The following is an 18,723-nucleotide window of genomic DNA, read 5'->3' as shown; positions in this document are numbered from 1 at the left end:
TTCGCGTGGTCGATCGTCACTGGGCGATCTGGGTGATCTCGTACACCTGCGGCTTCTGCGCGGCGTGGGGGTGCTCCGGGCCGGCGTAGACCTTGAGCTTGCTCATCAGCTGACGGCTCAGCTTGTTCTTGGGCATCATGCCCCAGACGGCCATCTCCACGGCCTTGCGCGGATCCTTGTCGAGCAGGTCACCGATCGGGGTCGCGGTCAGACCACCGGGACGACCGGAGTGGCGGTAGCGCATCGAGTCGGCGCGCTTGTTGCCGGTGAGGGCGATCTTCGAGGCATTGATGATGACCACGAAGTCACCGCCGTCAACATGGGGCGCGTACGTGGCCTTGTGCTTGCCGCGCAGCAGGGTGGCGGCGGCCACCGCGAGGCGGCCGAGGACGACATTCTCGGCATCGATCACATGCCAATTCCTGGTGATGTCCCCAGGCTTCGGGCTGTACGTAGACACGGGTCGCAGACCATCTTCCGTTAGATTGCTTGAACAAGGGTGCTAGCGCATAGGGGTCAGCGAGTGGTCCCACCAGAACCTTCCAGTGCGCAACAGCGATTCAGACTACCCCTCGGGTGCACCGCGGGTCAAAACGAGTCAGGATCGGCCGGGCAAAGCCTCTCTGGTCAGGTGCAACACCGCCGCGGACTGCGAGCCGAGCTGCAGCTTGCCCTCCGCCACCTCCACCTCGCCGATGCGCATCAGCAGCTCCGAGGGGCCCTCCAGTTCGATCTCGGCCGGGTCGTGGTCGAAGTTCACCGCCACCGTTATCGTCTCGCCACGCTCCATGACGAACCAGTGCCCGTCGGCATCGAAGCGGGTCGAGACCCACTCAAAGCGGGGATCGGTCAGGTCCGGGTAGGTGCGGCGCAGGGCGATGGCGTCGCGGTAGGTGCCCAGCACCTCGGCGTGCACCTCCTGCTGCAGCTCGTCCCAGTTGAGCTTGGAGCCCTCGAAGGCCTCCGGGCTCTGCGGGTCGACGATCACCGAGGTGTCCCAGTCCATCTTGCTGAACTCCTCTACCCGCCCCTTGCTGACGGCCCGGGCCAGCTCCTCCTCCGGGTGCGAGCTGAAGAACATGAAGGGGGTGCGGGCCGCCCACTCCTCGCCCATGAAGATCATCGGTGTGTAGGGCGAGAGCATGGTCATCAACGCGGCGATCTGCAGCTGGCGCGTGCTCTGCCGGGTGGACAGGCGCGCCCCGTCGGCGCGGTTGCCGATCTGGTCGTGGTTGTCGCTGCAGACCACCAGGCGCCAGGTCGGGATGGTCGGGGTGTCGAGCCTGCGACCATGCCGACGGCCACGGAAGCTCGACTTGGTCCCGTCGTGGAAGAAGCCGGTCTCCAAGACCTTGCCCAGGGCCTGCAGCTCCGCGAAGTCGGCGTAGTAGCCCGAGTCGTCGCCGGTCAGGTTGGCCAGCAGGGCGTGGTGGAAGTCGTCGCTCCACTGGGCGTCAAGGCCGTAGCCGCCCGCCTCGCGCGGCGTGATGAGACGCGGATCGTTCAGGTCACTCTCGGCGATCAGGCTGAGCGGACGGTTGAGGAAGGTGCTCAGCGCATTCACCTCGACGGCGAGTTCCTCCAGGATGTGGATGGCCCGTGCGTCCACCAGGGCATGCACCGCATCCAGCCGCAGACCGTCGACGTGGTACTCCTGCAGCCACATCAGCGCATTGTCGATGATGAAGCGGCGCACCTCGTCGGAGCCCTCGCCGGCCAGATTGATCGCGCTGCCCCACGGCGACTGCACGGAGTCGTCCAGGAAGGGGCCGAACTGCGGCAGGTAGTTTCCGCTGGGTCCCAGGTGGTTGTAGACCACGTCCTGGATCACGCCGATGCCCCGCTGGTGACAGGCGTCGACGAATTCCTGGTAGGCCCGCGGGCCGCCGTAGGCGTGGTGCACCGCGTACCAGCCGACGCCGTCGTAGCCCCAGCCGTGTTCGCCGTTGAAGGCGTTGACGGGCATCAGCTCCACCAGGTCGATGCCCAGCTCGACCAGGTGGTCGAGCTTGTCGATCGCGGCCCCCAAGGTGCCCTCGGGGGTGAAGGTGCCAACGTGCAGCTCGTAGATGATCGCGCCGGCCAGCTGGCGGCCCGTCCAGTCCTGGTCACCCCACTGGTAGCTGGCGGGATCGTAGGCGCGGGAGAGCCCGTGCACACCGTTCGGCTGCCAACGCGAACGAGGCGCGGGCAGCACCGCATCGGCTCCATCCAGCCGGTAGCCGTAGTCGACGCCCTCACGCAGCACGTCCCGGTGTTCTGGCCCCAACCGCCACCAGCCCTCCTCGGAGCGGATCAGCGGGAGGTCGACCCCGTCCACGACGACGTCGACGCGGTCGGGAATCGGGGCCCAGACATCAAGGGACAACGGCATGGGGACTCCTTGCAGGTGGGGGTCGCAACCCTTTCCACGTTACCGGCTCGCGGCGCGTGCCCACCGCGCGTCCGGCATCGGAACGTTCAACTTCGCCACGGACGAAAAGGCCGCTCAGGCCATACTGGAGCCATGCCACTGTTGCCGCTCCCGCAGGCCCTGCGTCGTGCGCAGCTGCCACGGATGGAGGCCAGCTCCGCCCTGCGCCACGCCCTGGTGCGCCGAGGCGAACGGATCGCTCGCGCGACCTCCAGCGCCGAACTGGGCCAGGCCTATGTGCGCCTGATGCTCGACACCTGGACCCGCACCCTGCATCCCGGCCCGAACGGCATCTTCGCCACCACCGGTGACATCCCCGCCATGTGGCTGCGCGACTCCTCGGCGCAGATGCGCCCCTGGCTGGCCCTCGCCGACGAGCTTCCCGAGGTCGCCGAGGTACTGCGCGGCGTGTGCCTGATGCAGTGGCGCATGATCCGGCACGACCCCTACGCCAATGCCTTCAACCACGGACCCGTGGGTGGCACGCACCACCTCCTGGACCTGCACATGCTGACCTCCAGGGCCGACCCCTGGATCTGGGAGCGCAAGTACGAACTGGACTCGTTGGCCCTGCCGCTGCTGCTGGCCCACCAGATCCAGCAGGCCACGGGCAGCACCGAACACCTGGACTGGGGTGTCCACAGTGGCTTCGCCGACGTCGTCGACCTGTGGCGACGCGAACAGGACCACGCCACCAGCCGCTATCGCTTCATCCGCCTTCCCGCGGTGGTGGCCCGCCGCCACGCCGACACCCTCCCCCGCTGGGGTCGCGGCAGCCCGGTGGGCCGCACCAGGATGACCTGGCAGGGCTTTCGCCCCAGCGACGACGCCACCCGGTACGGCTACAACATCCCGGCCCAGTTGTTGGCGGTGCACGTGCTGCGGCTGGGCGCGCAATGGTGCGACCGGCTATGGCACGACCAACCGCTGGGCGCCCGTGCCCGAGACCTGGCGGAGCAGATCGCGACGGGGGTCGCCGAGCACGGCACCCTCCCCGATGGGTCCTGGGCCTACGAGGTGGACGGCCTGGGTGGGGTCCTGGCGGCCGACGACGCGAACCTGCCCAGCCTGCTGGGCCTGCCCCTGCTCACCGACATCGCCCGTGACGACCCGCGCTACCTCGCCACCCGGGCACGCATCCTCTCGGCGGCCAATCCCTGGTGGCACACCGGTCGGGTGGCCAGTGGCATCGGCAGTCCACACACTCCCGGCCCGCGGGTGTGGCCGATCGCCCTGGCGGTACAGGGCCTCACCGAGACCAACCGCGAGGAGGCCCTGGCCCTGGCCCGACTCATCGCCTCGACCACGGCCGGCACCGGAATGGTGCACGAGAGCTTCCACGTGGACGACCCGCACCGGTTCACCCGGGGCTGGTTCAGTTGGGCCAACATGATGTTCTGCGAACTGCTCGACCGGCTTGCCGACTGGCCGGCCTCGGGAACGCCGAGCTCGAGAACGGAGAAGGCCGATGCGGATCGAATCGCTGGGATGGACACCGGTCAAGGGAAGCCAGTGGCTGGGCAGTGACGAACACCTGCTCACCACCGACGGGCTGGCGGGAGACCGGCTCTGGTCACCTGTCCTGACCGACGTCGACGGGGTGGGGCTGCGCTGCGTCCGCGCCACCGACCTGCCCCAACTGGCCGGGGTGCGCATCCTGCCCGATGAGCTTCCCGCCCGCGACGAGCACCTGCGGTTCGACGGCGCCAGCCAGCGGTGCGCTACTACGACCGCTCCTTCAACTGCACCATCCACGGTGGGCCGGTGGCCGAGCGCCTGTCACGCGCGGCCGGCACCGATCTGCTGCTGGCCCGCACCACCGGCACGGCAGGCTTCATCTGGTCATCGCCGGTGAGCATCCTGCTGCGCTCCGAGGTGGAGGCCCTGGGGCTGCCCACCGATCTGGGCCGTTATCGCGCCAACCTGGTCGTCGACGACCGGGACGCGCCCCTGACGCTCGGCGCGGGCAACGTCCTGGACTTCGGGGAGGTGCGACTCGTGGTGGAGCGCGAGCTCGACCGCTGCCTGGTGGTGAACCACGATCCCGTCACGGGCGAGCACGACGAGGACCTCCTGCACCGCCTGCGGCCCGGTGTGCTGCTCGGTCACGGCGCCCGGGTGGAGTCGGGTGGCCTGCTGCGCGCCGGCGGCCCGGCAGGGCTCTGGCAGGGGTGACTTTTCCCACCCTCCACCCCCTTGTCAGGGCGCATTGACCAGAGCAATGTGGGCACATGAGTCCAAAGGCGAATTCATCATCATTCAAGGTCACCGACCCCGTAGGCCTACGCAATGTGGTCCTGGTGGGATCCTCGGGTTCCGGCAAGACCACACTGTTCGACACCATGCTGGCCGCACGTATTCCGGGCCATCGGCCGCCCAAGGATGATCCGGACCGCGCGGCGGCCCTCACCCTGGCCTCGGTCTCCACCGGTGACGTGGTGGTCAACCTGCTGGATGCCCCGGGCCATCCCGACTACGTGGGCGAGCTTCGCGCCGGCCTGCGTGCCGCCGACGCGGCGATCTTCGTGGTGAGCGCCAGCGACGGCATCGACAACAACACCGCAGCCCTGTGGGCCGAGTGCCGCGCGGTCGACATGCCTCGGGCCATCGTGGTCACCAAGCTCGACGTGGAGCGCGGCGACTACGAGTCCACCGTCGAACTGTGCCGGGAGACCTTCGGCGAGGGCGTCACCCCGGCCTACCTGCCGCTCACCGACGATGCCGGCGCCGTCATCGGTTCGATGTCCCTGGTCACCGAGCGCGTCCACGACTACTCCTCCGGCAAGCCCGAGACCCGCCCCGCCACCGACGAGGAACGCACCGCGATCGAGGCCTACCGCGCCCCCTTCATCGAGAATGTCGTGACCGAGGCCGAGGACGACGACCTGATGGAGCGTTACCTGGAGGGCGAGGAACTGGCCGTCGAACAGGTCCGTGCCAGTCTGCTGCGGGCCACCGCCAATGCCGCCTTCTACCCGATGATCCCCGTCAAGTCCGCCTCCGGGGTGGGCGTCGAGGAATTGTTCAGCCTGATCGAGCACGGCCTGCCCCATCCGGCGGCCCATCCCCTTCCCACCATCACCTCGGCCGACGGCGAGGAGATCCTGGAGCTGGAGTGCGATCCCAACGGCCCGCTGGTGGCCGAGGTGGTCCGCACCACCTCGGACCCCTATGCGGGACGCCAGTCGATGGTGCGGGTCTTCGCCGGCACGCTGCGCACCGACGACCTGGTCCAGGTGGCCGGTCGCCGTGAACTGTTCACCGGCGTGGAGGACGCCCAGCACCCCGACCACCAGGAGGAGGAGAAGGTTGGCCTGCTGTCCTTCCCGGTGGGCCTGGAGATGAAGACCCGCCGCGAGGCGATCGCGGGAGACATCGTGCTGGTCTCCAAGCTCTCCCGCGCCGAGACCACCGACACCCTCTCCAGCCCCGAGCGCCCCGCCCTGGTGGAGCCGTGGATCCTGCCCGAGGCGCTGCTGCCCACCGCCCTCAAGCCGGCCACCCGCAGCGACGAGGACAAGCTGGCCGGTGCCCTTGCCCGGTTGGTGATGGAGGACACCACCGTGCGCCTGGAGCGCCACCCGGAGACCGACCAGGAACTGCTGTGGACCATGGGCACCGCGCACACCGAGCTGCTGCTGCGGCGGTTGAACGACCGCTACGGGGTGAAGGTGACCGAGGAAGAGGTGAAGGTTCCGCTGCGCGAGACCTTCATCGCCCCGGCCAAGGCGCAGGGACGCCACGTCAAGCAGTCGGGTGGTCACGGCCAGTACGCCGTGTGCGACGTGGAGATCACTCCCGGCGAGCGAGGATCCGGTTTCGTCTTCGTCGACAAGGTCGTCGGCGGCGCCGTACCGCGCCAGTTCATCCCCAGCGTCGAGAAGGGCCTGGCCGCCCAGATGGAGCGGGGCACAATCCACGGCCACCCGATGGTCGACGTGCAGGTGACGCTCTACGACGGCAAGTCGCACCCGGTGGACTCCTCCGACATGGCCTTCCAGACCGCTGGGGCCCTGGCCCTGAAGGAGGCGGCCACGCCACAGACCGTCGGGCTGCTGGAGCCGATGGACCTGGTGGAGGTGACCGTGGGCCAGGAGTACCTCGGTGCGGTGATGACCGACCTGGCCAACCGTCGCGGCCAGGTGCAGGGCACCGACACCGACGCCGAGCAGCGCGCGGTGGTGACGGCCCTGGTGCCGGCCCTGGAACTGACCCGCTATGCCGTCGACCTGCGTGGCCTGGCCCATGGCAGCGGATCGTTCACCCGTCGCTTCCAGGGCTACGAGTTGGTGCCCCCGGCCGTGGCCGAGAGCCTGCAGCAGCAGTGACCTGACACGGCAGGCAAGGGGGGTGGGCGTCGCTTCGTCGAGGGGCGGCGCCCACCCCCGCGTCCGGGAGGGTCGACCGGCTGCGCGTGGATAGGGTACGAGGCATGACACGACGGGGTTGGAAGGGATGGCGCGCGATCGCCGTCATCGGTGTGTTGCTGTTGTTGGCCGGACTGGTCAAGGTGCTCGGCCCCGAAACCTATGTGGACGAACGCAAGTGTGGCCCCGCCATCTCCGTCATGCTGCGCGGCCCCGTGATCACCGACGGCTCCACTCCCCCCGCCGAGTGGATCGAGCAGTGCAACCAGGATGCCCGGGAGACGGTCCTGCCCTGGCTGGCCGTGCTGGCCGGTGGCGTGGTCGTACTGGCCGCAGGACTGCGCCTGCGTCCCAACACGGACTGACCGGTCACGGACTGACCGGTCTGGGTTCTCGCCTAGAATCGACCGGTGCAGAATCCGGCTCCCGAGACTCCTTCGACCGCAACACCTCGCCCAGACCGTGTCCACCGCGAGGTGGTCAGCTTCGTGCGCCGCAGCGCCCGGATGAATGCCTCCCAGGAGAAGGCCTGGCAGGCCTGGCACTCCAGTCGCGTCGTCCCAGTGGCCCAGGGCCAGACCGAGACCTCCGTCGCTCCCCAGCCCCCACTCGACTGGGCCGAGGTCTTCGGCCGTCGCGCTCCCCTGCTGGTGGAGATCGGCTCCGGCACGGGTGAGTCCCTGGTCTCCATGGCACGGCAGCACCCGCAGGCCAATGTGGTGGCCTTCGAGGTCTTCCAGCCGGCCGTGGCCAGCACCCTCGGCCGGATGGCACGAGAAGGGGTGGACAATGTGCGCATCGTCATGGCCGATGGCCAACAGGGCCTGGAGCACCTGTTCGAACCGGCCTCGATCAGTGAGCTGTGGCTCTTCTTCGCCGATCCCTGGCACAAGTCGCGCCACCACAAACGTCGCCTGGTCAGCCCGGAGTTCGCCCAGTTGGTGCGCAGCCGGCTGGTGACCGATGGGCGCTGGCGGCTGGCCACCGACTGGCAGGACTACGCCGAATGGATGCGCGAGGTGCTCGACGCGGCCCCCGGGCTGGTCAACGAACACCTCGACCCGGCCGATCCGGAGCACACCGGCTGGGCACCGCGGCTGGAACTGCGGCCCCTGACCAAGTACGAACGCAAGGGGCTCGCGGCGGGGCGCACCATCCGTGACCTGACCTATCGGAAGACGTCATGATCCGGTGGCGGCTCGACATCGCCTACGACGGCACCCACTTCTCCGGCTGGGCCACCCAGCCGGGGCTGCGCACCGTGCAGGGCGAGCTGGAACGCTGGATCCCGCAGGTCCTGCGGCTGGGCGAGCCCGTCCAGCTCACCGTCGCCGGCCGCACCGACTCCGGGGTGCACGCTCGCGGGCAGGTGGCCCATCTGGACCTGCCCGAGGACGTCGATGTCTCACGGCTGCAGCTGCGGTTGAAGCGCGTGCTCGACGATGACCTGCAGGTGGGCAGCATCCGTCGGGCCCCCGAGGGTTTCGACGCCCGCTTCTCGGCCATCTGGCGGCGTTATGTCTACCGTCTCTGGGATGAGCAGTCCCACCCCGATCCCCTGCTGCGTGGGCACATCGCCCCGGTGCGTGGGGTGATCGACGTGGAACGCGCCAACGAGGCGGCCCAGATGCTGGTGGGCCTGCACGACTTTGCACCCTTCTGCAAGCCGCGGGAGGGAGCCACGACGATCCGCACCCTGACCGGACTGCACGCCGAGCGCACCCCCCAGGGCGTGGTGGAGTTCACCGTGACCGCCGACGCCTTCTGCCACTCGATGGTCCGCTCCCTGATGGGGGCCATGACCTCGGTGGGCACCGGCAAGCGTGACCAGGCCTGGCTGGCCGAGGTGATGGCCTCCCCCAAGCGGCACAATGCCGTCCTGGTGATGCCGGCCAAGGGCCTGTGCCTGGAGGAGGTCGGTTATCCCGACGACGACCAGCTGGCGGCACGCGCCCAGCTCTCCCGCGCCGTTCGCACCCTGCCCGGCGCCGACCCGACCTCCCAGGAGACCCCGTGAGCCACTACTTCACCACCCCCGAGGGCGAGGAGAAGCGACGCCAGATCCAGGCCGATGTCTGGGGACACCAGCTCACCCTCACCACCGCGAACGGGGTCTTCTCCGGTTCCCGGCTCGATCCCGCCACCAGGATCATGCTCGACGCGGTGGCCCCGCCGCGCGACGGTGCTCGGCTGCTCGACCTGGGCTGCGGTTACGGCCCCATCGCGGTGGCCTTGGCTGCCGCCTGCCCCACGAGCCTGATCGACGCGGTGGACGTGAACGAGCGCGCGCTGGCACTGACCGCGATCAATGCCGAGCGCATCGGCGCGGCACAACGGGTCAGGCCACTCCTGCCGGAGCAGACCGACGAGTCGGTGCGCTACGACGAGATCTGGTCGAATCCACCGATCCGGATCGGGAAGCCTGCCCTGCACGCCCTGCTGCTGACCTGGCTCGCCAGGCTGCAGCCCACCGGGCGAGCGGTGATGGTGGTGGGCAAGAACCTCGGCGCGGACTCGCTGCAGCGCTGGCTCGACGACCAGGGCTTCGACTGCCAGCGGCTCACCTCCAGCAAGGGTTTTCGTGTCTTCGAGGTGCGCCCGCGGCTCTGAGACACCGGGCCCTTCGGGGGTGCGGTGCCGCGGGGGTGCAGTAGTCTCAGGGCAGCCATGTCGGCCGAATCCGGTGCAAGTCCGGAACTGGCCCGCAACCGTCACAGTCGGACAGACCGTCATGGCCTCGACTCATCATCACCCGTCGCGGTCAGCGGGCGGAGTCCGCGGGCGCCCGTCGGGTGACCCTCCGGGCCCGGTGCGCAGGCCGCCCGAAAGGAACACCGTGCGCACCACCTCCCTCCCCCGGCTCGTCGCCACCGCGCTGGCTGCCGGCACCATCGCCCTGGCCCCCGCCGCACCGGCCCTGGCCCAGGTCGACTCCCCCGCCCGCCCGATGCCGGCCAACCAGACCGATGACTGCCTGGAACAGGGCAAGGTGTGGCTCGTGGTGCAGGACTCCAAGAAGGAGCTTCTGGTCGACAAGTGTGTCGAGGTGGCAGAGACCGGTGAGAAGCTGCTCAGCGAGGCGGGGGTGAAGACCACCAAGGATGCCAAGGGGCAGATGATCTGCACCATCGAGGGCGAGCCGCAGACCTGCCCCGCCGCCTTCGACGGCAACTACTGGCACTACTACACGGCCCAGAAGGGCGGCAAGTGGACCTACAGCCAGGTGGGTGCCGACCAGTCCAAGCCGAAGGCGGGCACGCTCGAGGGCTGGTGCTACGGCAAGGAGTGCACTCCCGCGATGCCGCAGCAGGGCGCCGCCTCCGCCTCGGCCACCGACAGCGCCAGCACCACTCCCGGCGCCCAGAAGGATGACGTCAAGAAGTCGTCCGACCCGATCGTCTCGCTGGTGGTGGCCGCGATCGTCGTCGGCCTGCTGGCGGCCTACTTCACGGCCAAGCGCCGGAAGTCCTGACGCAGGTCCCTTCGTGCGGGGGCTCGGGAGCAACACTCACCGGGCCCCGCGCCAGCCCCTGCGACAGGGCGGAGCGCGGCGACGAATCGCCTTGCCAGTCCTCGCTCGCGGCGAACACCATGGTCAGCAGGGAATACTTTGCCTAGGATCGGTGTTGTCCGAGAGAAAGCCCCCATCGACGGGGCCCGGGCCCGTTGGCCTGGTAGAGACGGAAAGAGGACCACATGGCTGTTTACACCCTGCCCGAGCTCGACTACGACTACGGCGCCTTGGCGCCCCACATTGCGCCCGAGATCATGGAGCTGCACCACTCCAAGCACCACGCCACCTACGTGGCCGGCGCCAACACCGCGCTGGAGAAGATGGAGGAGGCTCGCGCCAAGGGTGACTTCGGCACCATCGGCAAGCTCGAGAAGGACCTGGCCTTCAACCTCGGTGGCCACGTGAACCACTCGATCTTCTGGAAGAACATGTCGCCGGAGGGTGGCGGCCAGCCCGAGGGTGAGCTCGCCAGCGCCATCGACGAGTTCTTCGGCTCCTTCGAGGGCTTCCAGAAGCACTTCAACGAGAATGCCAAGGCCATCCAGGGCTCCGGCTGGTCGGTTCTGGCCTGGGATTCGCTGGGTCAGCGTCTCAACGTCCTGCAGCTGCACGACCAGCAGGGCAACATCCCGCTGAACCAGACCTCGATCCTGCAGCTCGACATGTGGGAGCACGCCTTCTACCTGCAGTACAAGAACGTGAAGGCCGACTACGTCGACGCCTGGTGGAATGTCGTCAACTGGGCCGACGTCACCGAGCGTCTCGCCAAGGCCCGTCAGGCCTGATCCAAGCCCGCGGTCACTCACGACCGATTGTCGAAGGCCCTCGCTCCCCCGTGGAGCGAGGGCCTTTCGCGTGCCATTCCTGAGAACAACCTGCACAGGATTCGGATTTCTCTCAGGATGCGAGGCATGATGGGACGGACCCAAGGAGCAGCGTGAACAACAAGACCATCGGCCTGATCGCCACCGCCACCGCACTCGTCGCCACCGTCGGCACCGTTGGTTGGCAGGTTGCCGACAAGGAGGTGCAGGTTGCCGTCGACGGCAGCACCACCACCGTGCACACCTTCGGCGACACCGTGGCGGACGCGCTGGCGGCCAACAACATCACCGTGGGTGAGCACGACACCGTCGTCCCCTCGGTGAACAGCTCCATCAAGGACGGCACCATGGTCACGGTCAACTACGGTCGGCCGCTGACCATCACCCTGGACGGCAAGAAGACCACGCTGTGGACCACCGCCAAGAATGTGGACAGCGCACTGGGCCAGCTGGGCGTCATCGAGCCCGGCACGAAGCTCTCGGTGAGCCGCTCCACGCCACTGGGCCGCGAAGGCCTGGCACTGACCGCCGTCTCCCCCAAGCAGGTCACCCTCACCGAGGCCGGCAAGAAGCGCACGGTGAAGACCACCGCGCTCACCGTCGGCGAACTGCTCAAGGAGCAGAAGCTCACCGTGGGCAAGAACGACAAGCTGACCCCGGCGGCCAAGACGGCCATCAAGGAGAAGCTGTCGGTCAGCCTGCAGCGCGTCGGCAACAAGACCGAGACCACCACCGAGAAGGTCGAGCACGAGACCGAGCGCACCCGCACCGCCACGCTCGACGAGGGCACCACGCGCACCACCGTCGAGGGCAAGGACGGCGTGGTCACCAAGACCTGGCAGGTGACCGTCGTCGACGGCAAGCCCGCCAAGCGCTCCCTGGTCAAGGAAGAGGTGACGACCAAGCCGGTCACCGAGCAGATCCTGGTGGGCACCCGTGAGGAGGCCCCCGAGGAGAGCACCCCCAAGACCCGCAGCGAGGACACCTCCCGGAGCGAGGACAGCTCGGCCGGCGAGACCAGCGGTGAGTCCACCTCCGCCACCCGCGCCGCCAGCAGCCGACCCAGCCGCAGCGCTGCGAGCAGCGCACCGGTGAGCAAGCCCACCGCCACGGCGAGCAGCAAGCCGCGCGCGACCGCGAGCAGCAAGCCCACCACCCGTGCGACCAGTGAGTCCACCCGCGAGGCCAGCAGCTCCAGCGCTGGTCTGAACACCGCCAACCAGGCGATGTGGGAGCGCATCGCACAGTGCGAGTCCAGCGGCAACTGGTCGATCAACACCGGCAACGGCTACTACGGCGGCCTGCAGTTCGACCGCCAGACCTGGCTGGGTGCCGGCGGCGGCGCCTACGCCCCCACCGCGAATCTGGCCAGCAAGGCGGAGCAGATCACCATCGCCAACAAGGTCTACGCCCAGCGCGGCCTGCAGCCCTGGGGCTGCGCCCACGCGGCCTGATCCCCTCCAGACGACCAAGGCCGTCACTGCCCGTGGGCGGTGACGGCCTTGCTCATGCAGCGGATTCGGGGATCACAGCGGCTCGTCGAACTCCCGGTACAACCAGCGCGGCACCTCGGCGCCGCGCAGCTGCCGCCAGGCCTGCACCGCCACCACGGGGGCCAGGGCCGCGGAGACGGCGCTGCGTGTCCATCGACGGGTGGGGCGAACCACGGTGGTGGGGACGAAGTTCACCTTGCCGGCCTCGTTCTGGGCCGAGGAGGCACTCACGTCCAGCGTGCGTCCCTCGTGGGTGACCCGAAGCCAGGTGTGCCCCGCCTGCCACCACGGATTGCGGCCCAGCCCACGCACGCGGGAAGCGTGCACCTCGTGGACCTCGAATCCCAGCCGCGCCAGGACCTGTGCCAACGCCCCGTTGTACTGGGCCGACCATCCCCGGCCGCGCTGCAGCGAGACCTGTGGCGTCTCCCACAGGTGCCACAGCGAGTGGTGCGTGTAGGCGGCGTGCACCGCCCGGGTGGCCTCGTCCACCAGTTCCCAGCCTTGTCGGCCGCTCCTGCGGCAGGTCTCGACGATCTCCTCCACGGTGCTTGCCGGACGCTCACTGGCACTGCGGGGTGCGGTGATCACCGCAGGGGCAGCAAGGACGGCCGCCCCGGCCAGCAGAAGGGTGCGCTTGCTCATCACTGATCCTTTGATCCGTTGGTGCGGGGACGAAAGCCCGACCGTCGCACGGGACGGTTGGGCACTTGATGGGCCAGGTCTTCGTGCAGGCGCAGCATCTTGTCGACGCTGGCCTGCCAGGTGTACTGCTCGGCTCGTGCCCGGGCTGCCTGACGCAGCTGCGGACCGAGCCGGGCCATCAGCCGTTCGATGGCATCGGCGATGCCGACGGCGTCGGGGCTGCCGTACTCGCCGCTGGTGGCGTCCACCAGCTCGTGGGCCCCGCCCCGGTTGGAGGTGACCACCGGGGTACCGCAGGCCAGGGCCTCGAGCACGGCCAGCCCGAAGGTCTCGGAGGGGCACACGGACAGGGAGATGTCGCTGGCGGCAAAGCGTCGGGCCACCTCGTCGCGACCCTTCACGAAGCCGTGGAAGACGACGGGGGCATCACCGGCCTGCACCCGCATCTTCTCCAGGTCGGGGCCGACGCCGTACATGTTGAGCTGGATGGGCACGCCGCGCCGGTGCAGCTCGACGGCCGCGGCGACGGCCAGCTCGGGATTCTTCTCGTGGCTCATCCGTCCGACGTAGCACAGCTTCACCAGACCGTCCTCGGATGGTTGGCCGATGCCCGGATTGAAGGTCGCTAGGTCGACGCCCAGCGGCACCCGCCACAGGTTGGCATCCAGGTCTGCGAACTCCTCGGCGGCATAGGCGGAGGTGACCACCACGGCGTCGAATTCCTTGACCAGTCGCCGGTTGAGTGCGCCCACAGCCGTCTCGACGCCGAACTGGGCACGAACCCAGCCCGAGAGCATGTCGTCCAAGCGTTCGTGGCTGAACAGCACCGAGCCGATGCCGCGCCTGCTGGCCCAGCGCGCTGCCGGCGAGAGCGTCCACTTGTCACTGACCTCGATCGAGGTGGGGCGGAAGCGGTCCAGGACCTCCAGGGCCCGCCAGGGCCTGGCGATCATTCGGTAGTCGCGCGAGATCCTGGGCGCCCGCACCTGCACGACGATGCCGTTGTCGGTCTCCGCGGTGGTGTCGCGCTCCCCCGGGATCACCAGGATGCGCTCGTGACCGGCCGCCACGTAGCCCTTGCCGAGCTCTTCGATCGCCACGCGCATCCCCCCGGAGACTGGTCCGACGAAGTTGGCGAGTTGGGCGATCCGCAATGTCATGATCCCGAGCCTACCGGGGTGGCCGGTCTGCCCGTCCGGCTCCGGGTACGGCAAACGGGGCGCCCCACCTTGCGGTGGGACGCCCCGTCCAATGCTTCAAGGGTCAGGCCTTGTCAGCGGTCTCCTCGGCCGGGGCCTCGGTGGTCTCCTCGGCGGGAGTCTCCTCGACGGGAGCCTCCTCGGTCTTGACCTCCTCAGTGGGGGCCTCCTCGGCCTGGTTGGCCTTGGCGATGTCGGCCTTCACGTCCTCGGCCTTGGCGGCCTTGGAGGTGGAAGCCTTCTTCACGACGGCCTCGGTCACCAGCTCGATCACGGCCATGGGGGCGTTGTCGCCCTTGCGGTTGCCGATCTTGGTGATGCGGGTGTAGCCACCCTCGCGCTCGGCCATGGCCGGGGCGATCTCGGTGAACAGGGTGTGCACGACGCCCTGGTCGGTGATGGTCTTCAGCACCTGACGGCGGTTGTGCAGGTCGCCGCGCTTGGCCTTGCTGATGAGCTTCTCGGCCAGCGGGCGAACGCGCTTGGCCTTGGTCTCGGTGGTGGTGACGCGGCCGTGCTCGAACAGCTGGCTGGCCAGGTTGGCCAGGATGATCCGCTCGTGCGTCGGGCTGCCGCCGATGCGGGGTCCCTTGGTGGGTGTAGGCATGTCAGTTCTCCAGATTCTTGGTCAGCAGAGCGGTCAGTACTGCTCGGTCTCGGCGTAGTCCTCTTCGCCCTCGGCCTCGTCCTCGAAGCGATCCGCTGCCTGCAGCGGATCGAAACCGGGAGCGGAGTCCTTCAGCGCAAGGCCCATCTCGTGCAGCTTCAGCTTGACCTCGTCGATCGACTTGGAGCCGAAGTTGCGGATGTCCAACAGGTCCTGCTCGCTGCGCGAGACCAGCTCACCCACGGTGTGGATGCCCTCGCGCTTGAGGCAGTTGTAGGAACGAACCGTCAGGTTCAGGTCCTCGACCGGCAGGGCCAGGTCCTGGGCCAGCTGCTCGTCGACGGGCGACGGGCCGATCTCGACGCCCTCGGCCTCCAGGTTGAGCTCACGGGCCAGGCCGAAGAGCTCCACCAGGGTGCGGCCAGCGGAGGCCACGGCGTCGCGGGGACGGATGGCCGGCTTGGTCTCGACGTCGACGATCAGCTTGTCGAAGTCGGTGCGCTGCTCGACACGGGTTGCCTCGACCTTGTAGGTGACCTTCAGCACGGGGCTGTAGATCGAGTCCACCGCGATGCGGCCGATCTCGGCGTCCGGGTTGTCGTTCAGGGTGCTGGAGACGTAGCCACGGCCCCGCTCCACGACGAGCTCGAGTTCGAGCTTGCCGTTGTCGTTCAGCGTCGCGATGTGCAGCTCCGGGTTGTGGATCTCCACACCGGCCGGCGGCTGGATGTCGGCGGCGGTGACCTCACCGGCGCCCTGCTTGCGCAGGTACATGGTGACGGGCTCGTCCTCCTCGGAGGACAGGACCAGACCCTTGAGGTTGAGGATCAGTTCGGTGACGTCCTCGACAACCCCTTCCAGGGTCGAGAACTCGTGCTGGTTGCCCTCGATCTTGATGCTGGTCACGGCCGCGCCCGGGATGGACGACAGCAGGGTGCGACGCAGCGAGTTGCCGAGGGTGTAGCCGAAGCCGGGCTCCAGCGGCTCGATGATGAAGCGCGAGCGGTAGTCGCCGATCACTTCTTCCGACAGGGTCGGACGCTGTGCGATGAGCATGTACTTTCCTTCGTTCAAGGTCCCCCGCTATATGAGGACCATGTGGTGCGCCACCCAGTGCGAGATGGCGCGGAAAGGGTTTTTCGCGCTCGATGCGCGAAAAATCCAGAAGTTGTGCAGAGAAGCGAGGTGCGGTTTCCGTCGGCTTGCTCCGGGCGGCGGCGAGGCCGCGGATGGGCCTGGCCCCCTCCGAGCTTGCGAGGAGGGTGGTTGGCCGAGCGCCGCCCGGACAATCCGACGGAAACCGAGGAAACCTTACTTCGAGTAGAGCTCGACGATCATCTGCTCCTGGACGTCCACCACGATCTGCTCACGGGTCGGGAGCTGGTGGATCAGGATGCGCATCTTGTTGGGACGCACGTCCATCCAGGCGGGAACCTCGCGCTCGCCGTGGGTCTCACGGGCCACCACCAGCGGGTGCAGGTCCATGGACTTGGGGCGGACGTCGATGACGTCGTACTGGCTGACGCGGAAGCTGGGAATGTTCACCTTCTGGCCATTGACCAGGAAGTGACCGTGCACCACCAGCTGACGGGCCTGACGACGGGTCGAGGCGAAGCCAGCGCGGTAGATGACGTTGTCCAGACGGCTCTCGAGGATCTGCAGCAGCATGTCACCGGTCTTGCCGGGCACGCGGTCGGCCTCGGCGTAGTAGCGACGGAACTGCTTCTCCAGCACGCCGTAGGCGTAGCGGGCCTTCTGCTTCTCGCGCAGCTGCAGCGAGTACTCGGAGTCCTTGGTCCGGCCACGGCCATGCACGCCGGGCGGGTAGGGACGCTTCTCGAATGCCTTGTCGTTGCCGACCAGGTCAGTCCCGTAGCGACGGGACTTCTTGGTCATGGGTCCGGTGTAACGGGCCATGTGTGATCAGTCCTTTTCTGTGTTCTCGGGGAGTCTTCGCGGTCGGATCAGACGCGACGACGCTTGGGCGGACGGCAGCCGTTGTGCGGAACCGGGGTGACGTCGGCAATGGCGCCGACCTCGAGCCCGATGGCTCCCAGCGAACGGATGGCGGTCTCACGGCCGGAGCCGGGGCCCTTGACGAAGACGTCAACGCGCTTCATGCCGTGGTCCATCGCACGACGGCCAGCCGACTCGGCGGCCATCTGGGCGGCGAAGGGGGTCGACTTGCGCGAGCCCTTGAAGCCGACGGTGCCGGCGGAGGCCCACGAGATCACAGCACCGGTGGGATCGGTGATGGCGATGATCGTGTTGTTGAACGTGCTCTTGATGTGGGCCTGTCCGGCGACCACATTCTTCTTTTCCTTGCGGCGCACCTTGGTCTTGGCGGCGCCCTTACGGCCTGCAGTAGCCATGGGTCAGTTTTCTCCTGGAGTCTGTCGTGTCAGCACCAACCGAAGGGTCAGCGCGTCTTCTTCTTGCCGGCGACGGCCTTCTTCTTGCCCTTGCGGGTACGAGCGTTGGTGCGGGTGCGCTGACCACGGACCGGCATGCCGGAGCGGTGGCGGCGACCCTGGTAGGTGCCGATCTCGATCTTGCGACGGATGTCGGCAGCAACCTCGCGGCGGAGGTCACCTTCAGTCTCGTAGTTGGCCTCGATGTGGTCGCGCAGGGCAACCAGCTGGTCGTCGGTGAGGGTGTGGACACGAAGGTCGCCACTGATTCCAGTGGCTTCCAGGGTTTCCTGGGCACGGGTCTTGCCAATGCCGAAGATGTAGGTGAGTGCAACCTCCAGGCGCTTTTCGCGCGGGAGGTCGACACCGAGGAGGCGTGCCATCAGGCGGTTACCTTTCAAATTTCGACCCGATCCCGGTGAGGGGGCTCCCCCGTTTCCAGCGGGTTGTGGAGCTTGGTCGTGGGCCGCGAAGGTGTGTGGCGTGACGCGTCCCCGATGCCTTGTGATGACTCGTGGTCATCGTCGGGGCCCTGGCCTTCGCCCAGGGGTGTGACCGGTATTCATCTCCGGCCTTGCGTCACGTTGTTGAGTTGTCTGGCAGGTGGTTCACCGTCGTGACGGTGGGTGACCAAGCACCTGCGATGTTCTGCGAGTCACCGCCCATTGCCCGTCGGGCCGGATGGCCTTCGGGGCGGCATTGCCTGGCTGGTCAGCCCTGGCGCTGCTTGTGGCGCGGGTTGTCGCAGATCACCATCACGCGACCGTGCCGGCGAATCACCTTGCACTTGTCGCAGATCTTCTTGACGCTCGGCTGAACCTTCATTCGAGAGTCTCTTTCGGATCATCGAACCGGGTGGCGCTGCGCACAGCGGTGCCCGGTTCTGGTGGTGGATGTGTCTGCTGGACGACGAGGTCGTCCGGTGATCACTTGTGGCGGTAGACGATGCGTCCGCGAGTCAGGTCGTAGGGGGACAGCTCGACGACGACTCGGTCGGACGGAAGGATGCGGATGTAGTGCTGCCGCATCTTGCCGCTGATCGTGGCGAGAACCTTGTGACCGTTCACGAGCTCGACGCGGAACATCGCGTTCGGCAGGGACTCGACCACCGTTCCCTCGAGTTCGAGGGCTCCCTCTTTCTTGGCCATTACTCTCAATCTGTTGGACTGGACCCGGCCGTTGCTGGACGCGGGTACGAACGATCGCCTGGACACAGGTGACCGACACACCACTTTACGCCAGAGCCCCAG

General features: G+C 68.0%; 21 protein-coding genes. 10 read left to right on the top strand and 11 right to left on the bottom strand.

Annotated features, from left to right (window positions below; genetic code table 11):
* Positions 1–16: 16 nt before the first annotated feature.
* Positions 17–460 carry a 50S ribosomal protein L13 gene (gene rplM / locus ACOAMO_RS09720; protein ID WP_420174594.1) on the bottom strand — a complete coding sequence of 148 codons (444 nt, stop codon included), beginning with the start codon at positions 458–460 and terminating at the stop codon, positions 17–19.
* Between the two features lie 138 nt (positions 461–598).
* Entirely contained in the window at positions 599–2,374 is a 1,776-nt protein-coding gene (gene treZ / locus ACOAMO_RS09715) for a malto-oligosyltrehalose trehalohydrolase (protein WP_420174593.1), read from the bottom strand.
* A 174-nt stretch (positions 2,375–2,548) separates the two neighbouring features.
* Here treZ and ACOAMO_RS09710 point away from each other — a divergent pair, with 174 nt between their 5' ends.
* From ACOAMO_RS09710 to ACOAMO_RS09665, 10 genes are all read left to right on the top strand, one after another.
* Positions 2,549–3,940, top strand: a complete 1,392-nt coding sequence (locus tag ACOAMO_RS09710; RefSeq protein WP_420177009.1) for a glycoside hydrolase family 125 protein — start codon at positions 2,549–2,551, stop codon at positions 3,938–3,940.
* 189 nt (positions 3,941–4,129) lie between these two features.
* Positions 4,130–4,588 (top strand): MOSC domain-containing protein, encoded by a 459-nt coding sequence (locus ACOAMO_RS09705; protein WP_420174592.1) that lies wholly within the window; start codon positions 4,130–4,132, stop codon positions 4,586–4,588.
* A 56-nt stretch (positions 4,589–4,644) separates the two neighbouring features.
* Positions 4,645–6,741: an elongation factor G-like protein EF-G2 gene (locus tag ACOAMO_RS09700; protein ID WP_420174591.1), complete on the top strand. Its 2,097-nt coding sequence runs from the start codon at positions 4,645–4,647 to the stop codon at positions 6,739–6,741.
* A gap of 104 nt (positions 6,742–6,845) precedes the next feature.
* Complete coding sequence (locus ACOAMO_RS09695) at positions 6,846–7,145, top strand: hypothetical protein (RefSeq protein ID WP_420174590.1); 300 nt, start codon at positions 6,846–6,848, stop codon at positions 7,143–7,145.
* A 45-nt stretch (positions 7,146–7,190) separates the two neighbouring features.
* Positions 7,191–7,967 carry a tRNA (guanosine(46)-N7)-methyltransferase TrmB gene (gene trmB / locus ACOAMO_RS09690; protein ID WP_420174589.1) on the top strand — a complete coding sequence of 259 codons (777 nt, stop codon included), beginning with the start codon at positions 7,191–7,193 and terminating at the stop codon, positions 7,965–7,967.
* Positions 7,964–8,797 carry a tRNA pseudouridine(38-40) synthase TruA gene (truA, locus tag ACOAMO_RS09685; protein WP_420174588.1) on the top strand — a complete coding sequence of 278 codons (834 nt, stop codon included), beginning with the start codon at positions 7,964–7,966 and terminating at the stop codon, positions 8,795–8,797. The genes trmB and truA overlap by 4 nt, the downstream gene beginning before the upstream one ends.
* A complete protein-coding gene (locus ACOAMO_RS09680; RefSeq protein ID WP_420174587.1) occupies positions 8,794–9,390 on the top strand; it encodes a class I SAM-dependent methyltransferase in 597 nt (198 codons plus the stop codon). Before truA ends, ACOAMO_RS09680 begins: the two co-directional genes overlap by 4 nt.
* A 226-nt stretch (positions 9,391–9,616) precedes the next feature.
* Positions 9,617–10,252 (top strand): hypothetical protein, encoded by a 636-nt coding sequence (locus tag ACOAMO_RS09675; protein WP_420174586.1) that lies wholly within the window; start codon positions 9,617–9,619, stop codon positions 10,250–10,252.
* A gap of 224 nt (positions 10,253–10,476) precedes the next feature.
* On the top strand, positions 10,477–11,079 hold the full coding sequence (locus ACOAMO_RS09670; RefSeq protein ID WP_420174585.1) for a superoxide dismutase: 603 nt from the start codon (positions 10,477–10,479) through the stop codon (positions 11,077–11,079).
* Positions 11,080–11,231: 152 nt separating this feature from the next.
* A complete protein-coding gene (locus ACOAMO_RS09665; RefSeq protein ID WP_420174584.1) occupies positions 11,232–12,572 on the top strand; it encodes a ubiquitin-like domain-containing protein in 1,341 nt (446 codons plus the stop codon).
* Positions 12,573–12,644: 72 nt separating this feature from the next.
* Here the strand turns inward: ACOAMO_RS09665 and ACOAMO_RS09660 are convergent, their stop codons facing one another.
* The 9 genes from ACOAMO_RS09660 to infA all read right to left on the bottom strand — a co-directional run bounded on the left by ACOAMO_RS09660 (position 12,645) and on the right by infA (position 18,621).
* The gene (locus ACOAMO_RS09660; RefSeq protein WP_420174583.1) at positions 12,645–13,256 is read right to left on the bottom strand and encodes a hypothetical protein; all 612 of its coding nucleotides are present in this window, start codon (positions 13,254–13,256) and stop codon (positions 12,645–12,647) included.
* Complete coding sequence (locus ACOAMO_RS09655) at positions 13,256–14,419, bottom strand: glycosyltransferase (protein ID WP_420177008.1); 1,164 nt, start codon at positions 14,417–14,419, stop codon at positions 13,256–13,258. The genes ACOAMO_RS09660 and ACOAMO_RS09655 overlap by 1 nt, the downstream gene beginning before the upstream one ends.
* A 100-nt stretch (positions 14,420–14,519) precedes the next feature.
* Positions 14,520–15,062: a 50S ribosomal protein L17 gene (rplQ, locus tag ACOAMO_RS09650; RefSeq protein WP_420174582.1), complete on the bottom strand. Its 543-nt coding sequence runs from the start codon at positions 15,060–15,062 to the stop codon at positions 14,520–14,522.
* Between the two features lie 33 nt (positions 15,063–15,095).
* Positions 15,096–16,118: a DNA-directed RNA polymerase subunit alpha gene (locus ACOAMO_RS09645; RefSeq protein ID WP_420174581.1), complete on the bottom strand. Its 1,023-nt coding sequence runs from the start codon at positions 16,116–16,118 to the stop codon at positions 15,096–15,098.
* Positions 16,119–16,373: 255 nt separating this feature from the next.
* The gene (rpsD, locus tag ACOAMO_RS09640; RefSeq protein ID WP_420174580.1) at positions 16,374–16,979 is read right to left on the bottom strand and encodes a 30S ribosomal protein S4; all 606 of its coding nucleotides are present in this window, start codon (positions 16,977–16,979) and stop codon (positions 16,374–16,376) included.
* Between the two features lie 47 nt (positions 16,980–17,026).
* Positions 17,027–17,434 (bottom strand): 30S ribosomal protein S11, encoded by a 408-nt coding sequence (rpsK, locus tag ACOAMO_RS09635; protein WP_420174579.1) that lies wholly within the window; start codon positions 17,432–17,434, stop codon positions 17,027–17,029.
* Positions 17,435–17,481: 47 nt separating this feature from the next.
* The gene (gene rpsM / locus ACOAMO_RS09630) at positions 17,482–17,856 is read right to left on the bottom strand and encodes a 30S ribosomal protein S13 (RefSeq protein ID WP_420174578.1); all 375 of its coding nucleotides are present in this window, start codon (positions 17,854–17,856) and stop codon (positions 17,482–17,484) included.
* Between the two features lie 328 nt (positions 17,857–18,184).
* Positions 18,185–18,298 (bottom strand): 50S ribosomal protein L36, encoded by a 114-nt coding sequence (rpmJ, locus tag ACOAMO_RS09625; protein ID WP_002514836.1) that lies wholly within the window; start codon positions 18,296–18,298, stop codon positions 18,185–18,187.
* A 101-nt stretch (positions 18,299–18,399) separates the two neighbouring features.
* Complete coding sequence (gene infA, locus ACOAMO_RS09620; RefSeq protein WP_094763903.1) at positions 18,400–18,621, bottom strand: translation initiation factor IF-1; 222 nt, start codon at positions 18,619–18,621, stop codon at positions 18,400–18,402.
* Between the last annotated feature and the right edge of the window lie 102 nt (positions 18,622–18,723).

The organism is Luteococcus struthionis, from assembly GCF_048595755.1.
Classification (GTDB): Bacteria; Actinomycetota; Actinomycetes; order Propionibacteriales; family Propionibacteriaceae; genus Luteococcus.
This window is presented reverse-complemented; position numbering and strand designations above follow the sequence as displayed.